Below are 19,280 nucleotides of genomic sequence, written 5' to 3' on the forward strand. Positions count from 1 at the left end.
CGTGGTGTCGGCGCGCACCCGGCGCGCGACCAGGAAGGACCGGTTCATGGCTCACTCCCCGGACGAAGACCAGATGGTCGTGGACCTGCCGGCGGGGCGGCTCCGCGGCGCGGCCGAAGGCGGGCTCCTCGTCTTCCGCGGCGTGCCGTACGCCGAGCCGCCGGTCGGCGACCTGCGCTGGAAGCCCGCCCGCCCGCACCCGGGCTGGAGCGGTTTCCGGGACGCCACCGCCGACGGCCCGAGCGCACCGCAGCCGTACCGGGACGGCGGTGACCCGGTGCTCGGCGGCCACGGCTCGCCCCCCTTCGACGAGGACTGCCTGACCCTCGACGTGTGGACCCCCGGCGCCGACGGGGCCCTGCGTCCGGTGCTCGTCTGGATCCACGGCGGCGGCTTCGTGTCCGGCTCCGGTTCCCTGCCCGGCTACTCCGGCGCGACCTTCGCGCGCGACGGCGATCTCGTGGTCGTAAGCATCAACTACCGGATCGGACCCCTGGGTTACCTGTGTCTGGGCCCCGGCGAGGACGTCAACCACTGGCTCGGCGATCAGCTCGCCGCCCTGCGCTGGGTACGCGACAACATCGCCTCCCTCGGCGGCGACCCGGACTCCATCACGGTCGCCGGCCAGTCGGGCGGGGCGGTGTCCACCGCCGCGCTCGCCGGGCACCCGCAGGCGCAGGGCCTGGTCAAGCGGGTGATCCTGCAGAGCCCGCCCCTCGGCCTGGACCTGCCCGATCCGGCCGCAGCTTCGGAGCGCACCGCCGCCTACCTCGAGCTGGCCGAGGCCAAGGACGCGGCGGAACTGCGCACCCTGCCCTGGCCGGCGCTGATCGGGGCGGGCATCGGGCTGTTCGCGCGGACCGCGCGCTGGGGCTACTGGCCGACGCCCTTCCTGCCCGTCATCGACGGCGCCACGCTGCCGCAGCACCCCGCCGAGGCCCTGCTGGGCGGGGCGGCGGCCGGGATCGACGTCATGATCGGCTGGACGCGGGAAGAGGCCACCTTCGGCTTCGCCCTCGACGAGGGGTACGCCGCCGCGACCCGGGAGCAGGTCACCGGCCGCATCGCGGAGACCTTCGGCGGCTCCCGCGCCCCGGCGGTGTACGCCGCGTACGAGCGGGCCCGTCCCGGCGCCCGCCCGCACGACGTCCTCATGGACCTGATCACGGACGAACTCTTCCGGGTCCCCGCCGTCCGGCTGGCCGAGGCCAGGGCCGCGCTCGGCCGGCCCGTCTGGGCCTACCAGTTCGACCTGCCCACCCCCGCCTGCGAGGGCCGGCTCGGCGCCACGCACTGCCTCGAACTCCCCTTCGTCTTCGACAACTTCGACCAGTGGTCGCACGCGCCCTTCCTCGCCGGGCTCGATCCCGCCGTCCGCGACGGCCTCGCGCACGCCATGCACCAGGCCTGGATCTCCTTCGTCCGCACGGGCGACCCGAACCACGCAGACCTGCCGCGCTGGCAGCCGTACGACACCCGGACGCGCAGCACGATGCGCTTCGACTCGGTCACCGGCGCCCTCGACGACCTCGCCGGGGCCGCCCGCCGCCTCCATCTAACTCGTGTAACCTGAAAGGAGCTGCACGAGTCCGCCAAAGGAGCTCCGAGGGACGTCATGGCAAAAGACACACGCGTCCCCGCGTCCATCACCAGTGCCGACGTGGCCCGCCTCGCCGGGGTGTCACGCGCCACCGTCTCCTTCGTGCTGAACGACACCCCCGGCCACCGCGTCAGCGAGACCACCCGGGTCCGGGTGCGCGACGCGGCCCGGCAGCTCGGCTACGTCCCGCACGCCGCCGCCCGGTCCCTGCGGGCCGGGCGCAGCAACCTCGTCCTGATGCCCGCCTCGATCTCCGCGATCGGCCGCCTCGTCAGCGACTGGGTGGACGACCTGCACAGCGAGCTCGACCGCCACGGCTACACGGCCGTGCTCCACGCCGGCCGCTTCGCCGACCCCCTCGACGCCGCCCGGGCCTGGGCCGAACTACGTCCCGCGGCCGTGGTCGCCATGGACGGCGACCGCTTCACCGGCCACGCGGCCGAGCTGCTGCGCCGCGCCGGGGTACGGGGCCTGCTCGCGTTCGCCGCCCGGCCCATCGAAGGCGTGCACACCGTCGGCTTCGACCACGCCCGGATCGGCGCCATCGCGGCCGGGCACCTCATCGCCCGGGGCCGGAGCCGGATCGGCGTCGTCGTGCCGCTCGAGCGCGGCCTCGGCACCCTCGCCCAGCCGCGCCTGGCGGGGGCCGAATCCGTCGCAGCCCGCCACATGGCCACCGTCACCCCGCTGGAGCTGGCCTACACCCGCGCCTCCGCGACCGCGCTGGCCCGCCGGTGGCGGAGCCTGAACCTGGACTCCGTCTTCGCGTACAACGACGAGTACGCGGCCCTGCTCCTGCACGCGCTCCAGGCCGAGGGCATCGCGGTACCGGACGAGGCCGCACTGGTCGGCTCCGACGACCTCGTCCTCTCCGCGCTCCAGCAGCCCGCGCTCACCACGGTCCGGCTGGACCTGCCGTCGGCCGCCCTGATCGCGGACACCTTGCACGAGCTGATCGAGACCGGATCGGCCCCGCCGGTGGAACCCGTCGAGGCCGTTCTGGTCCACCGGCAGACCTCGTAGGGCGCTGCCGCGCACAGACGCCCCGGCCCGCCGTCGCGGACCGGGCCGTCGCACCGAACGGCCCGTCGGCGAGCAGGGCCCCGGCCGGTCGGCCGGCAGGCCCCGGCTCGTTGACCGGCAGGGCCCCGCCCCCGTCCCGACGGCAGGGTTGCCGCCGTCCCCGACCGGGTTGCCGCCGTCCCCGCCGGGTTGCCAGTGCCGGTCGGGAGCGCCGTCCTCGTCCTCGACGACGGCGCGGGGTGGCTCGGCGTGGCCCTGATGGTGGCCGGCGCGGTCCTGCCGAAGGCCCTGACCTCCGCAGAACCGAGCCGTCACCCCGGTGAGCCGATCAGCCGGCCCGACCGGCGCCTGCGGCCGAGTGCGCGGCGGCCCCCCGGCGGCCGCGCACCCGGCCGCGCAGGCGTGCGCGCTCACGGTCGAGGGCCGGCCGCAGCAGCCACCACACCACCAGCCCGGCCCCCGCGCCCGCCGCGGCGCCGGCCGCGGTGTCGCTGAGCCAGTGCGCGTGCAGCCACGTCCGGCTCCACATCATGGCCAGCGTGAAGGCGGCTCCGGCCGCCCACCACAGCCGTCGCCGGGCGGCCGGGACCAGCAGCGCCCCGACGACGACCACGAGGAGCGCCGCCGTGGCGGCGTGCCCGGACGGGAAGGAGCCGTGGTCGACGCGCACCAGGGGATCCGCCGGCCGCGGCCGGTCCACCAGGTGCTTGAGGCCCTGGACGACGACCAGGTTGCCGCCGAGGAAGGCCAGCAGCAGGAAGCCGGCCGACACCCGGCGGCCCCGCAGGACCAGCAGCGCCGGCAGACCGAGCGGGACGACGGCGCCGAACGGCCCCCCGAACCAGTCCAGGGCCGAGGCGACCGCCGCGAACGGCCCCTCGTGCGGGCCGCCCATCCAGGTGTGCCAGCGGTCGTCGAGCGCCTGGAAGGGCGGGTCGGCCACGTCGGCGCGGACCACGACCGCCGCCAGCGCGGCGGCTCCCAGGAGCAGCAGGCCCAGGAAGAGCGGGCCCCGGCCCCGCGCCGGCCCGTCGGCGGAGCCGTCGGGCCGGACGGCCGCCGCGGCGACGGCGGCAGGGGCAGCGGCAGCGCCCTCGGCGGGGGCCGGGGCGGTGTCCGTGCCGGTGCCGGGAGGGCTACTGGTCACGGCCGTCTCTCCCGCCCGCCGGGGCGAGGTGCCGGGCGAGGAAGGCCACGCTCTCGGCGACGATCCCGGGAACGTCCGCGGAGCCGAGGAAGATGTGGTCCGCACCCTCGACGGGCCGCAGCGCGACCTCGCCCCCGGCTCCCTCCAGCGCCGCGGCGAGGGCCTCGCTCTGGCTGTACGGGACCAGTCCGTCGTGGGTCCCGTGCACCAGCAGGAACGGCGGCAGGTGCGGGCCCGCGGCGTACGTCACCGGGCTCGCCACCCGCGCCGGCTCCGGGTCCTCGGCGACGGGGGCGCCGAGCAGCGCCTCGTACGGGTCGGGGAACGCGACCTCGGACGGCATCGGCGGCATGGGGTGCGCGGCCAAGGCGACGAGGTCGGAGCAGCCGTACCAGTCGACGACGGCCAGCACCCCCGTTTCCCCGGAGCCGATCCCCTCCGTGCCCTCGAGCGCGGCGCCACCCGCCGTGCCCGGGCCCACGAGACCGGCGAGCGCGGCCAGGTGGCCCCCCGCCGACTCGCCCCATACGCCGATCCGGCCGGGGTCGATGCCGAGCACGCCCGCGAACGCGCGGACGTAGCGGATCGCGGCCTTCACGTCGTGCAGCTGGGCCGGGAAGGGCGCCTCGAGGCTGTGCCGGTAGTCCACGCAGACCAGCGCGAGCCCGGCCCCGAGCACCGCGCCGTGCAGCAGCTCGGCGGGCACGGTCGGCGGCGGGTAGCGGCGGTCGCCGTCCAGCCAGCCGCCGCCGTGGATCCACACGACGGCGGGGAAGGGGCCTTCGCCGGCGGGCACCTGGACGTCGAGGAGCCGGGGACGGTAGCCGGGCGTGGTCGCGTACGTGACCCCGTCGAAGCGGCGCACACCGTCCGGGCCGGTCACGGGCGCCACCGGGGGCCGGTACGGCGGAGGCGGCCAGGCCATGTCGGCGGTGTCGAAGTCCGCCGGGGGAGATGCCGGGAGGGATTCCGGGCGGGGTGCCGGGGGAGATTGCGTCATTGCGGCCCTTCCAAGGTGGGGCGGCCGGGCGGGAGGCGGGGCTTCGTGACGTTTGTCCGAAATGCTTGCGCGGCCACCGGGGGAGACGTAACGTGTTACACGTGTAATCACGGACTTTAGCGATGCATTTCCGCTGACCACAAGCCCAGGATCCGTCCCGCTTCGGGATCGGTTACACGAGCCACTCAACGGTCGCGTCGCCTTCCCCCTTCGGGAGCGCATCATGCTCACCACCCTCGGCGGCTCGGTCCGCAGCGTCACCCACTGGGTCACCGACCCCGCCCCGGCCGCCGTCCCGCAGGTCAGGGCCCGGGTGCGGGCCGTGCTGGAAGGGTGGCGGGTCCCCCTCGATGCGTCGGACGCCCTGTTGCTGGCCGTCAGCGAGCTCGTCGGCAACGTCGTCCGGCACGTGGGCACCGGCCGGATGCGGGTGGCGGTGGCCTCCGACGGCCGGTGGCTCCGGCTGGAGGTCGCCGACCAGGGTGCGTCGCTCCCGCTGCTGCCCGCCCCCCGCGCGACGGTCGACCCGGATGCCGAAGAGGGGCGCGGCCTGCTGATGGTCCAGCTGCTGGTGAGGGAGATGGGCGGCGAACTCTCCATGGTCGCCGACGGGTTCGGCACGTCGGTCCACGTGTGCATACCGGCGGCCTGAGCTGCTCTCCGGCGGTCGGGGGGCAGCCGAGGGGGCGGCTGCCGACGGGGCCTTCCAGCTGGACGGCGCGGCGGAGGCCGCCAAGGCGATATCGCGAAATGTTGACGGACGCCAAATATTCGACATACCTTGCTCCCGTCTCCCCCGCTGCTCCCTGATCGAGGTGCCGCCCCATGGAGCTCTCCCCTTCCGCGCATGCCGACTCCTTCTGTCGCGACCGGCTGCCGCCCTTCCCCCTCTGGCCCGAACTCCACTTCGACCTACCGGAGTTGGACTATCCCGAACGGCTCAACTGCGCCGGGCGCCTGCTCGACGACGCCGTCGAACGCCTGGGCCCCGACCGCCCCGCCCTGCTCACCCCGACCGACCGCTGGACCTACGGCGAACTCCGGCACCGGGCCAACCAGGTCGCCCAGGTGCTCACCGAGGACCTCGGCCTGATCCCCGGCAACCGCGTCCTGCTGCGCGGCCCCAACAACCCCTGGCTCGTCGCCGCCTGGTTCGGCGTCCTGAAGGCCGGCTGCGTCGCCGTCACGACGATGCCGCTGCTGCGCGCCGCGGAGCTCACCGAGCTGCACGACATCAGCCGGCCCGCGGCCGCCATCTGCGACCACCGCCACACCGGGGAACTCGACGCGGCCGGCCTCCCCGGCCTGCCGGTCCTCACCTACGGCGGACCGGGCCCCGAGGACCTGACCGCGCGGTGCGCGGCCAAGGACGGCCGGTTCGAAACCGTCGCCACGGCCGCCGACGACGTGGCGCTGATCGCCTTCACCTCCGGAACGACCGGACGTCCCAAGGCGACCCTGCACTTCCACCGCGACGTCCTCGCCAATGCCGACACCTTCTCCCGGCACATCCTCAAACCCCGCCCGGACGACGTGTTCACGGGCACGCCGCCGCTCGCCTTCACCTTCGGGCTCGGCGGGCTCGTGGTCTTCCCGCTGTACGCCGGCGCCGCGACCCTGCTGGTCGAGCAGGCGGGCCCCGAGCAGCTGGCGGACCTCGTCGCGGCGCACGGAGTGACCGTGCTGTTCACCGCTCCCACGGCCTATCGCGCGATCATGGCGGCCGGGGCGGCGGACCGGCTGTCCGGCCTGCGCCGCTGCGTGTCCGCCGGGGAGCCGCTGCCCGCCCCGGTGTGGCACGCGTTCCACGAGGCCACCGGCCTGCGGATCATCGACGGCATCGGAGCCACCGAGATGCTGCACGTCTTCATCTCGGCGGCCGACGAGGACATCCGGCCCGGCGCGACCGGCCGCCCGGTGCCGGGCTACCGTGCCGCCGTCGTCGACGAACAGGGCGATCCCGTGCCCGACGGGCAGCCCGGCCTGCTCGCCGTCACCGGCCCGACCGGCTGCCGCTACCTCGCCGACCCGCGCCAGGCGTCGTACGTGAGGAACGGCTGGAACATCACCGGCGACACCTATGTCCGCGATGCCGACGGCTACTTCTGGTACGTCGCCCGCAGCGACGACATGATCGTCTCCTCCGGCTACAACATCGCGGGCCCCGAGGTCGAAAGGGCCCTGGCCGCACACCCGTACGTCGAGGAGTGCGGCGTCGTCGGGGCCCCCGACGACCGCCGCGGCATGATCGTCAAGGCGTACGTGGTCCTGCGCGGGGACGTCCCGGCCGGCCCGGCCACGGTCCGCGCACTCCAGGACCACGTCAAGCGGACCATCGCCCCCTACAAGTACCCGCGCGCCGTGGAGTTCGTGCCGGAGCTCCCGCGCACCGGCTCCGGAAAGCTCCAGCGCGCCGCACTGCGCAGCCGGGCGGCCCAGGAGGCCGCCGAACCCCGCGAACCCCGCGAACCCCGGAAACCCCTCGGCCGCCCCGAGCCGCCCGCGGCGCCGACCGGCCCGCCGCCGCCCCCCGAACCGTGGCGGCCGGCGAGCGTCGTCGTCGAGCGCCGCGTCGAATGGACCGACACCGACGCGGCCGGCCACTACCACCACTCCACCGTCGTGCGCTGGGTCGAGGCGGCCGAGGCCGTGCTGCTGCGCCGCCTGGGCCTGGCCCACCTCTTCGGCAGCACGCCCCGGGTCCACTTCGAGGCCGACTACCGCGCGCGGCTCTGGTTCGGGGACGCGGTGCGCACCGAGCTCAGGGTCACCAAGGTCGGCGAGAGCTCCCTCCACTACGCCTTCACGGTCCAAGGGGAGCAGGGGGCGCAGGCGGCCGCCGGACAGATGGTCGTCGCCCACTCGGCCGCGCGCGCCACCGGGTCCACCCCCTGGCCCGACGACGTACGGGCCGCACTCACCACCGCGGGCCCGCAACGGGCCGAACTCCTCATCGCTTCGGAACCACTGGGAGGCACGCCGTGCGCGTGGCAGTCATAGGAGGAGGACCCGGCGGGCTGTACTTCGCGGCCCTGGCCAAACAGCTCTCCCCGCACTGGGAGATCACCGTCTGGGAGCGCAACGCCCCGGACGACACGTTCGGCTTCGGCGTCGTGTTCTCCGACGAGACCCTCGACGGCATCGCCCAGGCCGATCGCGAGACGTACCGGGCCATGTCGGCGCAGTTCGCCCGCTGGACCGACATCGACATCCGCTACCGGGGACACGCCCTCACCTCGGGCGGTCACGGCTTCGCCGCCCTCGGCCGGCGGCACCTGCTGCGCATCCTCCAGGAGCGCTGCTCCGCCCTGGCCGTGGACGTCCGCTACCGCACAGAGGCCCCGCCGGCCACCGAACTGGCCGCCGCCTACGACCTGGTGGTGGCCTGCGACGGGGTACGGTCGGCCACCCGTGCCGCCTTCGCCGACACCTTCGGACCCGACCTCGACGAACGCGCCGGCCGCTACATGTGGCTCGGCACGGACAAGGTCTTCGAGGCCTTCACCTTCATCGTGGACGAGCAGGACTTCGGCACGATCCAGGTGCACGCCTACCCGTACGACGACACCCGCTCCACCTTCATCGTGGAGATGGGCGAGGACGCCTGGCGGCGCGCGGGCTTCGAGGAGTCCGCGGACCGCGACCTGCCGCCCGGCACGAGCGACGTGCAGAGCATCGGGCGCTGCGAGGAGCTCCTGGCGGCCCACCTCGACGGCCACCGTCTCCTCCCCAACAACTCCAAATGGCTGCGGTTCACCACCGTGCGCAACCGCACCTGGCGCCGCGGCAACATCGTCCTGCTCGGCGACGCCGCGCACACCGCACACTTCTCCATCGGCTCCGGCACCAAGCTCGCCATGGAGGACGCCCTCGCGCTGGCCGCCTGCCTGCACGAACACCCCGACGTGCCGCGGGCCCTCGCCGCGTACGAGGAGGAGCGCAAGCCCGTCGTGGAGTCCACCCAGCGGGCGGCCCAGGCCAGCCTGGAGTGGTTCGAGCACATCGACCGGTACACCGGCCAGGAGCCGCACCAGTTCGCCTTCAACCTCCTGACCCGCAGCCGCCGCGTCACCTACGACAACCTGCGCGTGCGCGACGAGGGCTTCACCACCGCGGTCAACGGCGCCTCGCCCGTACCGCCCATGTTCCGGCCCTTCCGGCTCGGCGGCCTGCTCCTGCGCAACCGGGTCGTCGTCCCGCCCACTGCGCTGGACACCGCCCGCGAGGGGGTCCCGGGCGACTTCGACCTCGTGCACCTCAGCACGCAGGCGCTCGGCGGCTCCGGCCTGGTCCTCGCCGGGATGACCGCCGTCAGCGCGGAGGCCCGGGCCACCCCCGGCTGCCCCGGGCTGTGGACCGACGAACAGGAAGCGGCCTGGCGGCGGATCACCGGCTTCGTCCACGGACAGTGCGACACCCTCCTCGGCATCCAGCTCACCCACGCCGGCCGCCGCGCGGCCGCCGGCGAGGGGCCGCCCGTCGCCGCCTCGAGCCTGGCCTGGGACGAGCACAGCCGCCTCCCGCGGGAGGCCGACCGGGCCGACATGGACGCGCTCGTACGGGACTTCACCGCAGCGGCCCGGCGCGCCGACCGGGCCGGCTTCGACGCGCTGGAACTCCAGTACGGGCACGGCCACCTGCTCTCCGGGTTCCTTTCGCCGCTGACCAACCTGCGCACCGACGCCTACGGCGGGGACCTGGCCGGGCGGCTGCGCCTGCCGCTCGAAGTCCTGCGCGCCGTACGGGCGGTGTGGCCCTTCGGCAAGGCCCTCCTCGTGCGGATCTCGGCCGCCGACTGGGCCGAGGGCGGCCTCACCGAGGCCGACGCCGTGGCCGTCGCCCGCGCCCTCGCCGAGGCGGGCGCCGACGCCATCGACGTCTCCACCGGTGAGGTCGTCGCCCATGAGCGGCCCCCGTACGGCCGCAGCTACCAGACGCCGTACGCCGACCTGATCCGCAACGCCACCGGGGTCCCCACCATTGCCGTCGGCGCGATCTCCACCTACGACGACGTCAACTCGATCATCCTGGCCGGCCGGGCCGACCTGTGCGGTGTGGGCCGGGCCCAGCTCCACGATCCCCTGTGGACCCTGCACGCGGCGGCCGCCCAGGGCTACCAGGGACCCGCGGCGCCCTGGGCGCCGTCCTGGGCGGCGGGCCGCCGCCGGCCCCCGGCCGCCCGCACCGACCGGGTGCCGCCGCGCCTCGAACTGCTGAGGCCGCCCGCCGAACCCGTCCACCGGCGCTGGCTGCCGCGCGTCGGCGCGGCGCCCGCCCCCCGATAGCGGAGGTACCCCATGGACAACCTGCGCCGCTTCACCGCCGCGGCCGTCCAGGCCGCACCCGTCTACCTCGATCCTGCCGCCACCGTCGACAAAGCCGTCGCCCTGATCGCCGAGGCCGCGGGCAACGGGGCCGAACTCGTCGTCTTCCCGGAGGTGTTCGTCCCCGGATACCCGTACTGGAACTGGACGATGAACCCGGTCCAGGGCTCGCCCTGGTTCGAGCGGCTCCGGGCCGCCTCGGTCGACGTACCCGGACCGCACGTCGACGCCCTGCGCGCCGCCGCCCGGCAGCACGGCATCACCCTGGTCATCGGGGTCAACGAGCGGGTCCCGTACAGCCTCGGCGTGCTGCACAACACCCTGCTCACCATCGGGCCCGACGGCGAACTGCTCGGAGCGCACCGCAAGTTGGTGCCCACGTGGGCGGAGAAGCTCACCTGGACCGGCGGCGACGGCAGCTCGCTGCGGGTCCACGCCACCCCCGTCGGACCGCTCGGGGTGCTGGCCTGCGGCGAGAACACCAACACCCTGGCCCGGTTCACCCTCCTGGCCCAGGGCGAACTGGTGCACGCCTCCTGCTACATCGCCCTGCCCGTGGCCCCGGCCGACTACGACATGGCCGACGCCATCGCCGTGCGCACCGCCGCCCACAGCTTCGAGGGCAAGGTCTTCTCCGTCGTCGCCTGTTCCACCGTCTCCCCGCAGATCGTCGACGCCCTCGCCGGGGACGACGAGGACCTGCGCGCACGGTTCACCCGCCCCCGCAGTGCCCTGTCCGGCATCTTCGGCCCCGACGGCCGCCCGGTCGGCGAGCCCCTCGTCGACGACGAGGGCATCGTCTACGGCGAGATCGACCTGGCCCGCTGCGTCCAGCCCAAGCAGATGCACGACATCGTCGGCCACTACAACCGCTTCGACGTCTTCCGCCTCGAAGTCGACAACCGCCCCCGCCTGCCCGTGGCGTTCACCGTGCCCCCGGGCCCCCCGACCACCACCTCCGAGGAGGACGCATGACCACCGAGCACGACGACACCGCCCTCGGCCGGGCCCGGGTCACCGGCACCCCCGAACTCACCGCCTACTACGAGGAGCTCGGCGCCCTCGACGCCGGCGCACTGTGGACCGTCGCCAACGACATCGAACCCTGGTACCCGCAGCCGAGGTCCGTTCCCGCGCTCTGGCGTTACGCCGACCTGCGCCCCCTGGTCCACAAGGCCCTCGGCCTGGTCCGCGCCGACGACGCCGGCCGCCGGGTGGTCATGCTCGTCAACCCCGGCCGGCGCGACGTCAGCGCCGCCGCGGGCCTCCTCTACACCGGCCTGCAGATCATGGGGCCGGGCGAGGCCATGACCGCACACCGCCACCAGGCCGCCGCCCTGCGCTTCGTCCACGAGGGCGCCGGAGCCTGGACGGTCGTCGACGGCCAGAAGCTGAAGGTCGGCCCCCGCGACTTCGCCATCACCCCGGCCGGCACCTGGCACGAGCACGGCAACGAATCCGAGGACGCGCCCGTCATCTGGCAGGACGGACTGGACATCCCGCTGGTCAACGCTCTGGACGCCGGGTACTACGAGGTGCACCCCGAGCTGTACCAGACGCCGGGAAAGGTCATCAACTCCTCCGTCCTGACGTACGCGGCGAACCTGCTGCCGTACGGGGCCGAGAAGTGGACCCGGCCCTGCTCGCCGCTGCTCGCCTTCCCCTGGGAGCCGACGTACGAGGCCCTCCTGGGCCAAGCCGAGGCCGGCGAGGGCTCCCCGTACGACGGGATCATCGCCGCATACACCAACCCCGTCACCGGTGGGCCGGTCATGCCCACCATGGGCGCCCACATGCAGCTGCTGCGACCGGGCCAGGCCACTCGAGCGCACCGGCACACCGGTTCGGTGATCTACACCGCGGCCAAGGGCCGGGGAGCCTCCGTGATCGCCGGACGGCGCTTCGAGTGGAGCGAGGGCGACATCTTCTGCGTCCCGTCCTGGGCGTGGCACGAGCACCACAACCTGGACCCGTCCGAGGACGCCTGCCTCTTCTCCTTCAACGACTTCCCCGTCATGCACTCGCTCGGTTTCCACCGGGAAGAGGCGTACACCGACCACGGCGGCCACCAGCCCGTCACCGCCTGACCCCCGAGGAACCCCCATGCGACTGCTGACCTTCACCACCCCCGCCGACCCCGCCGAACGCCTGGGCGCCGAGGCCGACGGCCTCGTCGTCGACCTGGCCGCCCTCGCCGACCACGCCGGCGTCCGCCTCCCGCACGACCTGCTCTCCTTCATCCAGGCGGGCCCCGCCGCGCAGGACACCGCCCGGCGCCTGCTCGCCGCGGACCCGGCGCTCCGGCCGGCCGCAGCCGTGCACCGCCCCGACGAGATCACCCTGCACGCCCCGCACCGCCCCGGAAAGATCATCGGGGTGGGCCTCAACTACGTGGAACACGTGGAGGAGTCCAGCCGCAGCCTGGACACCGACAAGGAGCGCCCCCCGCGCCCCGTCCTCTTCTCCAAGCCCGCCACCGCCGTCACCGGCCCGGGACAGCCCATCCTGCACAACGCCGACCTCACCGCCCAGCTCGACTGGGAGTGCGAACTCGCCGTCGTCATCGGCCGCACCGCCTTCCGGGTCAGCGAGCGGGACGCGTACGACCACGTCTTCGGCTACGGCATCGTCAATGACATCAGCGCCCGCGACCAGCGCCGCTCCGGCCAGTGGTTCTTCTCCAAGGGCCAGGACTCCTACGCCCCCTTCGGACCGGTGGTCGTCACCGCGGACGGGATCCCTGACCCCATGGCCCTCGACCTCTCGCTGCGCGTCAACGGCGTCACCAAGCAGAAGTCGAACACCCGGCACATGCTCTTCCCCATCGCCCGTCTCATCGCCGACATCAGCTCCGGCATGACCCTGGAGCCCGGCGACGTCATCGCGACCGGATCGCCCTCCGGCGTCGGCGCCGGCATGGTCCCGCCGGAGTTCCTGCTCCCCGGGGACACGGTGGAGGCCACCGTCGAGCTGATCGGCACCCTGACCAACCCCGTCGTCGACGCCCGCTGAGGAGTAGCACATGCCGTCCCGTACCTCTCCTACCTCCCGTACTTCCCGTATCTTCCGCATCGGCCAGATCGTGCCGAGCTCCAACGTCACCATGGAGACCGAGGTCCCGGCGATCCTGCGGGCCCGTCAGAGCCTCGTACCCGACGAGGCCTTCACCTTCCACTCCAGCCGCATGCGCATGACCCATGTGACCCCGGAACAGCTCAAGGCGATGGACGCCGACTCCGACCGCTGCGCCGTGGAACTCTCCGACGCCCGCGTCGACGTCCTCGGCTACGCCTGCCTGGTCGCCATCATGAGCATGGGCCTCGGCTACCACCGCGCCGCGCAGGAACGCCTGCACCTGCGCACCGCGGAGAACGGCGGCCCGGCGCCCGTGGTCACCAGCGCCGGGGCCCTCGTCCACGGGCTGCACACGCTCGACGCCAAGAAGATCGTGCTGCTCGCCCCGTACATGCGCCCGCTCACCCGGACCGTCGTCGACTACCTCGGCCACGAGGGCATCGAGGTCCTGGACCACCGGGCCCTGGAGATCCCGGACAACCTCGACGTCGCCGCCCACGACCCGGCCCGGCTGCCCGGCCTCGCCCGGGCACTGGAGTACACCGAGGCCGACGCGGTCGTCCTGTCCGCCTGCGTGCAGATGCCCTCGCTGTCCGCCATCGAGGAGGCCGAACAGCTGCTGGGCAAGCCGGTCGTGTCCGCGGCCGTCTGCACCGCCCACCAGATGCTGCGCGCCCTGGACCTCGAGGCCGTGGCCCCGGGCGCCGGACACCTGCTCTCCGGGGCCCATGCGCGGACGCCCCTGCCGCAGTAGCCCGAGGGGGCCGCAGGAGGGCTGGATATGATCGCGACCGCGCACAACGGAAGGCGATCATGTCGGACAGCCCCCTTCGGCCCAGCTCGTTGATCAACACGGTCTACGGCGCCTTCCTGCGCCGCCTCGGCGGCTGGATCTCCATCGCGGACCTGATCACGCTGATGGGAGAACTGGACGTCGACGGCCCGGCCGTGCGCTCGGCCATCTCGCGCCTCAAGAAGCGCGGAGTCCTCGAACCGGAGCGCCGGGGCGCCACCGGGTACCGGCTGAGCCCGGCCGCCCACCCCGTCTTCGACGAGGGCGACCGCCGGATCTTCGCCAGCCTCGAACCCGCCGACCTGGCCGACGGCTGGGCCATGGCGGTCTTCTCGGTACCGGAGTCCGAACGCAACCACCGCTACCAGCTGCGCACCCGCCTGACCTGGCTCGGTTTCGGCAACATCGCCCCCGGCGTGTGGCTGGCGCCCGGCCGGCTGCTCGACGACGCGCGCGGCATGCTCGAGCGCCTCGGACTCAGCGACTACGTCCACCTGTTCGCCGCCGAGTACGCCGCCTTCAGCGAACTGCCCGACACGGTCAGCGCGTGGTGGGACTTCCCGGCGATCCAGACCCAGTACGCGGCCTTCACCGACGCCTACGCGCCCGTGGCGGCCCGGCTGGGCTCGGGGCCCGACCCGGAGCCGGCGCAGGCGTTCCGCCACTACGTGCCGCTGCTCACCCAGTGGCGTCGGCTCCCGTACCTCGACCCGGGCCTGCCGACCGAACTGCTCCCGGCCGACTGGAACGCGGTCGCGGCCCGCCAGGTGTTCCAGCAGCTCCACACGGTGCTGCTGGAACCGAGCCTGCGCCACGTCCGGGACGTGACGGGCCTGACCGACACCTCCTAGCCGACGGAGACGCGCTCCTCGTCCGGGCGGGAAGCCGGGGGGCCGGCCGGCGGGCGGCGCCGGCCCACCCCGGGGCGGACCGGCCACCAGGTGCTCCTGCCGAAGAGCGCGGCGAGCGCCGGCACCAGCACGATGGACAGGACGAACGCGGAGAGCATGATGCCCAGCGCGGTCGCGAAGCCGATCTGCCGGGTGGAGGGGTCGGCGTTGACGGCGAGGCTGCCGAAGGAGGCCGCCAGGACGACGCCGGCCGTGGCGATCGCGGGCGCGGTGTGCCGTACGGCCCGGGCCACGGCCGCGCGGGCCGGTCCGGGGCGTTCCATCTCCTCGCGGATCCGGTCGCTGATCAGGATGTTGTAGTCCGTGCCGAGGGCCACGACGAAGAGGAACAGCACCAGCGGGAGCACGAAGTTGACGCCCGGGCCGTCCAGCAGGTGCTGGAAGAAGAGGGCGGAGGCGCCGAGCGTGGCGGCGAACCCGAGGCCGACGGCGACCATGAGGATCGCGGGGGCCAACAGGCTGCGCAGCAGGACGAGCAGGATGAGGGCGATCAGAACCGCGGCGACCGGGAAGACGGTCCTGAGGTCCTGGTCGACGGCGGTGGAGATGTCGGCGAAGACCGCGGCCGTGCCGCCCACATGGGCCTCGGTCCCCGCCGGGACGACGCCCGCGATCGTGTCGCGGACCGGTCCCGAGACGAGGGCCCGGGCCTGCTCGGTCTGCGGGCCGGGGGAGAGGTAGAGGTCGAAACGAGCGGCCGTGCCCTCCTCGTTGAGCGTGGTCGTGCCGACCCTGCCGACGCCCTCGACCGCGGCGAGCGCCCGGGGCAGGGCCCCGATCCCCTCGGGGTCCAGGGTGCGCCCGTCCTTCGCGGTGACGTAGACCGTGGCCGGGTCGGACACCCCGGCGGGCAGGGCGCGGGAGATCTCGGCAGCGGTGGCGGCGGCCGGGGTGTCGAGCGTCCCGCCGCCCTGGCCGAAGTCCATCCGGATGCCCACCAGACCGGCCGCGAGGGCGCCCAGCAGGGCGACACAGGCGAGTACGAGGCTCACCGGGCGGCGGGCGACCAGGGCGGCGAAGCCGGCGGTCGCCCCTTCGGCGGGCTGCCGCCCGAGGGCGCGGGAGGGCCAGAACATCCTGCGGCCGGTCGCCGCGAGCAGCGCGGGCATCAGGGTGAGGCTGGCCAGCAGCATGACCAGGACCGACACGGCGATGGCCGGCCCGAGGACGCGGAACTGCCCGAAGGTCGCGAGGGCGAGGGTGGCGAAGGCGGCCACGATGGTCAGGGCGGCCGACGTGACGGCTGTGCCGACCCGGGCGCTGACCTCGGCCGCCGCACAGCGGGCGGCCTGCTCCGGACGGGAGCGCAGCTGTTCGCGGAAGCGGAACAGGAGGAAGAGGAAGTAGTCGACGCCGATGCCGATGAGCACGACGCTGATCATGCTCGGTGTGGAGGGGTCCAGCTTGATGCCGGTGAGCGCCGCGCTGCCGACCACCGTGCCCGCCGCCGCGCCGCCGACCACGACCACCGCGAGCAGCGGGACGAAGGCGGCCAGGACACTGCGGAACACCAGGATGTTGATCAGCACGATCAGCCCGACCATGACGGCGCCGACGACGTTCTGGGTGGTCTTCTCGGCGTCTGCGGTGTCCGTGAGGTCGGCCAGGCCGCCGGTGAAGCCGGTGCGCATCCCGGCCTGCGCGAACGCCTCCTCGGCCCGTTCGTGCACGACGCGGTAGACACGCTGGAGGCCGGGGTCGAGGGAGTTGCCGGTCAGCCGGAGGGAGAGCAGCTCGAAGCTGCGGTCCGGCGCGGTCATCGCGGGACCGATCTGCGGGGTCTGGGAGTGGTCCTCGCTCAGGAACGCGGGCGGTTCCTCGTCCGTCGGCGCGGGCATCTCGACGTGCCGGCTGCCCAACTGCGCGGCGACGGCGCCGATCCGCTGCTGATCGGCCTCGGTGAGGGGCCCGCCGTCGGCGCGGGCGACGAGCACGGTCACCGCGTTGCCGTCGGGCTTCACCCCGAACTCCTCCTCGGCGATCCGCAGCGCGGCGGCCGAATCGTACTGGGCGGGCAGGAACGCGCCGCTCTGGGTCTCGGTCACCCGGTACACCAGGGGCTGGCTGAGCAGGGTCAGGAAGATGCCCAGCACCGCCCATACGGCGATGACCTTCCACGGGTTGCGGGTGGAGAACCCGGTCAGGGCGCGGATCACGTTGTCGTCCTTCGGAGGTGGGTGGTTCGCCGGGGTGTCCCGGCTCGAGTCCAGCTCATCAACGGGATGGGGGCGATGCGTCCGGGCGCGGGACGAGATGCCGCCCGGGAGCGGGGGCCGGGCCGCAGCGCCGACCAGGACCCTGGTCCCGGGTCGGGATCGGCCCCGGGGGCCCGGAGCCGGGCCGCCGACCGGTGCCAGAATGGATCACCAGACGACAGTCGGTCGTTCGCACCCGGTCAGTCGGCGGGGGCGCCCGCGATGGAGGACTCAGCATGCCGAAGACGCCCGCCGCACCAGGGGGCCCGCGCGCCGACGCCCCGCTGCCGCGCGCCGACGCCCCGCCGCCGGGTGGCGACACCCCGCCCTGGACGCGCAACGACGCGCTGGTCACCGTCGGGGCGGCCGCCGTGGACCTGCTCGGCTTCTCCTTCGCCAGCCAGCTCGACCACGGGTACGTCCCCCCGGTCGGCTGCGTGCTGCTGCTGGTGGCCGCACTGCCGTTGCTGGCCCGGCGCCGCGCCCCGCTGTTCACGCTCGCGGCCGTCCTGCTGCTCGACCTGGTCCTGAACCTCAGCGTGCCGGTGGGGCAGCACTTCACGGTGACGACCGTGGTCGCGCTCTACACGGTCGTCCGGTCCCGCGGCGCGGCCGTGGTGGCGGGGGCTGCGTTCGCCTGCGCGGTGATGCCGCTGGTGGGCCGGCCGTCGCAGCCGGGGACCGTGGAGGTGGTCGGCAGCGCGGTGAACGTGCTGCTCGTGCTCGTCGCCGCGGCCGCGGTGAACCGCTGGCACCGTGAGAACGAGGCCAACCGCCGGCTGCTCGCGGACCGCGCGGTGGCCGACGAACGGCGGCGCATCGCCCGCGAGCTGCACGACATCGTGGCCCACCACATCACCACCATGCAGCTGATGGCCGGAGGTGCCCGGGCCAACCTGGCCGGCAACCCCGAGGTGGCCCGGGAGGCGCTGGTCACCCTGGAGGGTTCCGGGCGGATGGCCCTGCGCGAGATGCGCCAACTGCTGGACGTGCTGCGGGCGGGAGACGAGGCCGAGAAGGAGCCCACCGCCCCGCAGCCCGGGGTCGGGGACCTGGCGGGGATCGTCGGCGAGACCCGCCGGGCCGGGCTGCCCGTCGAACTGGACGTGCGGGGCGAGGAGCGGCCGCTGCCGCCGAGCGTGGGCCTGACCGTGTTCCGCATCGTGCAGGAGGCGCTGACGAACGCCCGCAAGTACGCGGGCCAGGCGCGGGCCCGCGTACGCCTGACCTACGGGACGCACGCCCTGGCGGTCGAGGTGTCCGACGACGGGGCCGGAGCGGCGGCCGTGTCCGCAGGGTCCGGCTACGGTCTGGTGGGCATGCGGGAACGGGTCGCCCTGCACGGCGGCACGCTGGAGGCCGGACCGCTGTCCGGGGGCGGGTTCCGGGTGGCGGCCCGGCTGCCGCTGAAGGCCGAGGAAGGGGCGCTGCGATGAACGGACCGGCGACGGCGACGGAGGCGATCAGGGTGCTCATCGCGGACGACCAGCCCCTGGTGCGGCGCGGGCTGGCCCTGATCCTCGCCCCCGACCCGGCCTTCGAGGTGGTCGGCGAAGCCGGCGACGGCGAGGAGGCGGTGGCCCTCGCCCACCGGCTGCGCCCCGACGTCGTCGTGATGGACATCCGGATGCCGGTGCTGGACGGGGTCGGCGCGACCGAACGGCTCGCCGCGACGCTCCCCGAGTGCCGGGTGCTGGCGCTGAGCACCTTCGACATGGACGAGTACGTGGTGGCGGCCCTGCGCGCCGGCGCCTACGGCTTCCTGCCGAAGGACATCTCGCCGGAGGAACTGGTCGCGGCGCTGCACGTGGTGCACACCGGGGAGGCGGCGGTCGCGCCCCGGCTGCTGACCCGGCTGATCTCCGCGTACGTACTGCCCCCGCGCCGACCCCAGCCCCCCGCGGTGAGCCGGGGCGACCTCACGCCGCGCGAGCAGGAGGTGTGGCGGCTGATGGCCACGGGGCTCGACAATGCGGAGATCGCCCGGGCCATGGACATCAGCGTGTCCACCGTGAAGAACCACATCACCAGCCTCTTCGGGAAGCTCGCGGTCCGCGACCGCGCCCAGGCGGTGATCGCCGCGTACGAGACCGGCCTGGTCGAAGCGGGCACCCACACCTAGGGGGTGTCTGACGGAGGTCCGCGGCGTCGCGGTGCCCGGCACGCACTCTCGCCGCACCGGCCGAAAGCCCAAGTACGTCCAGTACGGGGG

General features: G+C 74.1%; 14 protein-coding genes and 2 pseudogenes. 13 read left to right on the top strand and 3 right to left on the bottom strand.

All coding sequences use genetic code 11. The features are described 5' to 3' along the window. Positions 1–46 precede the first annotated feature (46 nt). Positions 47–1,573, top strand: a complete 1,527-nt coding sequence (locus tag AB0D44_RS05690) for a carboxylesterase family protein (RefSeq protein WP_362584841.1) — start codon at positions 47–49, stop codon at positions 1,571–1,573. A gap of 42 nt (positions 1,574–1,615) precedes the next feature. After that, entirely contained in the window at positions 1,616–2,623 is a 1,008-nt protein-coding gene (locus tag AB0D44_RS05695; protein ID WP_362584844.1) for a LacI family DNA-binding transcriptional regulator, read from the top strand. Positions 2,624–2,951: 328 nt separating this feature from the next. On the opposite strand, the gene AB0D44_RS05700 is transcribed toward AB0D44_RS05695, so the two are convergent. Together AB0D44_RS05700 and AB0D44_RS05705 are read right to left on the bottom strand one after the other, a co-directional pair. Next, complete coding sequence (locus AB0D44_RS05700) at positions 2,952–3,770, bottom strand: phosphatase PAP2 family protein (protein ID WP_362584847.1); 819 nt, start codon at positions 3,768–3,770, stop codon at positions 2,952–2,954. Continuing rightward, positions 3,760–4,770: an alpha/beta hydrolase gene (locus tag AB0D44_RS05705; RefSeq protein ID WP_362584850.1), complete on the bottom strand. Its 1,011-nt coding sequence runs from the start codon at positions 4,768–4,770 to the stop codon at positions 3,760–3,762. The genes AB0D44_RS05700 and AB0D44_RS05705 overlap by 11 nt, the downstream gene beginning before the upstream one ends. A gap of 223 nt (positions 4,771–4,993) precedes the next feature. Here AB0D44_RS05705 and AB0D44_RS05710 point away from each other — a divergent pair, with 223 nt between their 5' ends. From AB0D44_RS05710 to AB0D44_RS05750, 9 genes and pseudogenes are all read left to right on the top strand, one after another. Next, entirely contained in the window at positions 4,994–5,422 is a 429-nt protein-coding gene (locus tag AB0D44_RS05710) for an ATP-binding protein (RefSeq protein ID WP_362584853.1), read from the top strand. A 173-nt stretch (positions 5,423–5,595) separates the two neighbouring features. Beyond that, a pseudogene (locus tag AB0D44_RS05715) lies at positions 5,596–7,194 on the top strand (AMP-binding protein); the annotation flags it as partial. Positions 7,195–7,380: 186 nt separating this feature from the next. Next, positions 7,381–7,770, top strand: a pseudogene (locus tag AB0D44_RS05720) (thioesterase family protein); the annotation flags it as partial. Beyond that, a complete protein-coding gene (locus AB0D44_RS05725) occupies positions 7,752–10,055 on the top strand; it encodes an FAD-dependent monooxygenase (RefSeq protein ID WP_362584856.1) in 2,304 nt (767 codons plus the stop codon). The pseudogene AB0D44_RS05720 and the gene AB0D44_RS05725, both read left to right, overlap by 19 nt. 12 nt (positions 10,056–10,067) lie before the next feature. Next, positions 10,068–11,069 carry a carbon-nitrogen hydrolase family protein gene (locus AB0D44_RS05730; RefSeq protein WP_362584859.1) on the top strand — a complete coding sequence of 334 codons (1,002 nt, stop codon included), beginning with the start codon at positions 10,068–10,070 and terminating at the stop codon, positions 11,067–11,069. Then, positions 11,066–12,181, top strand: coding sequence for a cupin domain-containing protein (locus AB0D44_RS05735; RefSeq protein ID WP_362584862.1), 1,116 nt, complete (start codon positions 11,066–11,068; stop codon positions 12,179–12,181). The genes AB0D44_RS05730 and AB0D44_RS05735 overlap by 4 nt, the downstream gene beginning before the upstream one ends. 16 nt (positions 12,182–12,197) lie before the next feature. Continuing rightward, a complete protein-coding gene (locus tag AB0D44_RS05740) occupies positions 12,198–13,106 on the top strand; it encodes a fumarylacetoacetate hydrolase family protein (RefSeq protein WP_362584865.1) in 909 nt (302 codons plus the stop codon). A gap of 10 nt (positions 13,107–13,116) precedes the next feature. After that, positions 13,117–13,923, top strand: coding sequence for an Asp/Glu racemase (locus tag AB0D44_RS05745; protein ID WP_362584868.1), 807 nt, complete (start codon positions 13,117–13,119; stop codon positions 13,921–13,923). A 59-nt stretch (positions 13,924–13,982) separates the two neighbouring features. Further along, complete coding sequence (locus AB0D44_RS05750; protein WP_362584871.1) at positions 13,983–14,813, top strand: PaaX family transcriptional regulator C-terminal domain-containing protein; 831 nt, start codon at positions 13,983–13,985, stop codon at positions 14,811–14,813. Here the strand turns inward: AB0D44_RS05750 and AB0D44_RS05755 are convergent. Continuing rightward, complete coding sequence (locus AB0D44_RS05755) at positions 14,810–17,029, bottom strand: MMPL family transporter (RefSeq protein ID WP_362584873.1); 2,220 nt, start codon at positions 17,027–17,029, stop codon at positions 14,810–14,812. The genes AB0D44_RS05750 and AB0D44_RS05755 overlap by 4 nt on opposite strands. Before the next feature lie 275 nt (positions 17,030–17,304). On the opposite strand from AB0D44_RS05755, the gene AB0D44_RS05760 reads away from it, so the two are divergent. Together AB0D44_RS05760 and AB0D44_RS05765 are read left to right on the top strand one after the other, a co-directional pair. Continuing rightward, on the top strand, positions 17,305–18,504 hold the full coding sequence (locus AB0D44_RS05760; RefSeq protein WP_362584876.1) for a sensor histidine kinase: 1,200 nt from the start codon (positions 17,305–17,307) through the stop codon (positions 18,502–18,504). Next, on the top strand, positions 18,501–19,190 hold the full coding sequence (locus AB0D44_RS05765; protein ID WP_362584879.1) for a response regulator transcription factor: 690 nt from the start codon (positions 18,501–18,503) through the stop codon (positions 19,188–19,190). The genes AB0D44_RS05760 and AB0D44_RS05765 overlap by 4 nt, the downstream gene beginning before the upstream one ends. The last annotated feature ends 90 nt before the right edge of the window (positions 19,191–19,280 follow it).

Source organism: Streptomyces sp. NPDC048349, assembly GCF_040651925.1.
GTDB lineage: Bacteria > Actinomycetota > Actinomycetes > Streptomycetales > Streptomycetaceae > Streptomyces.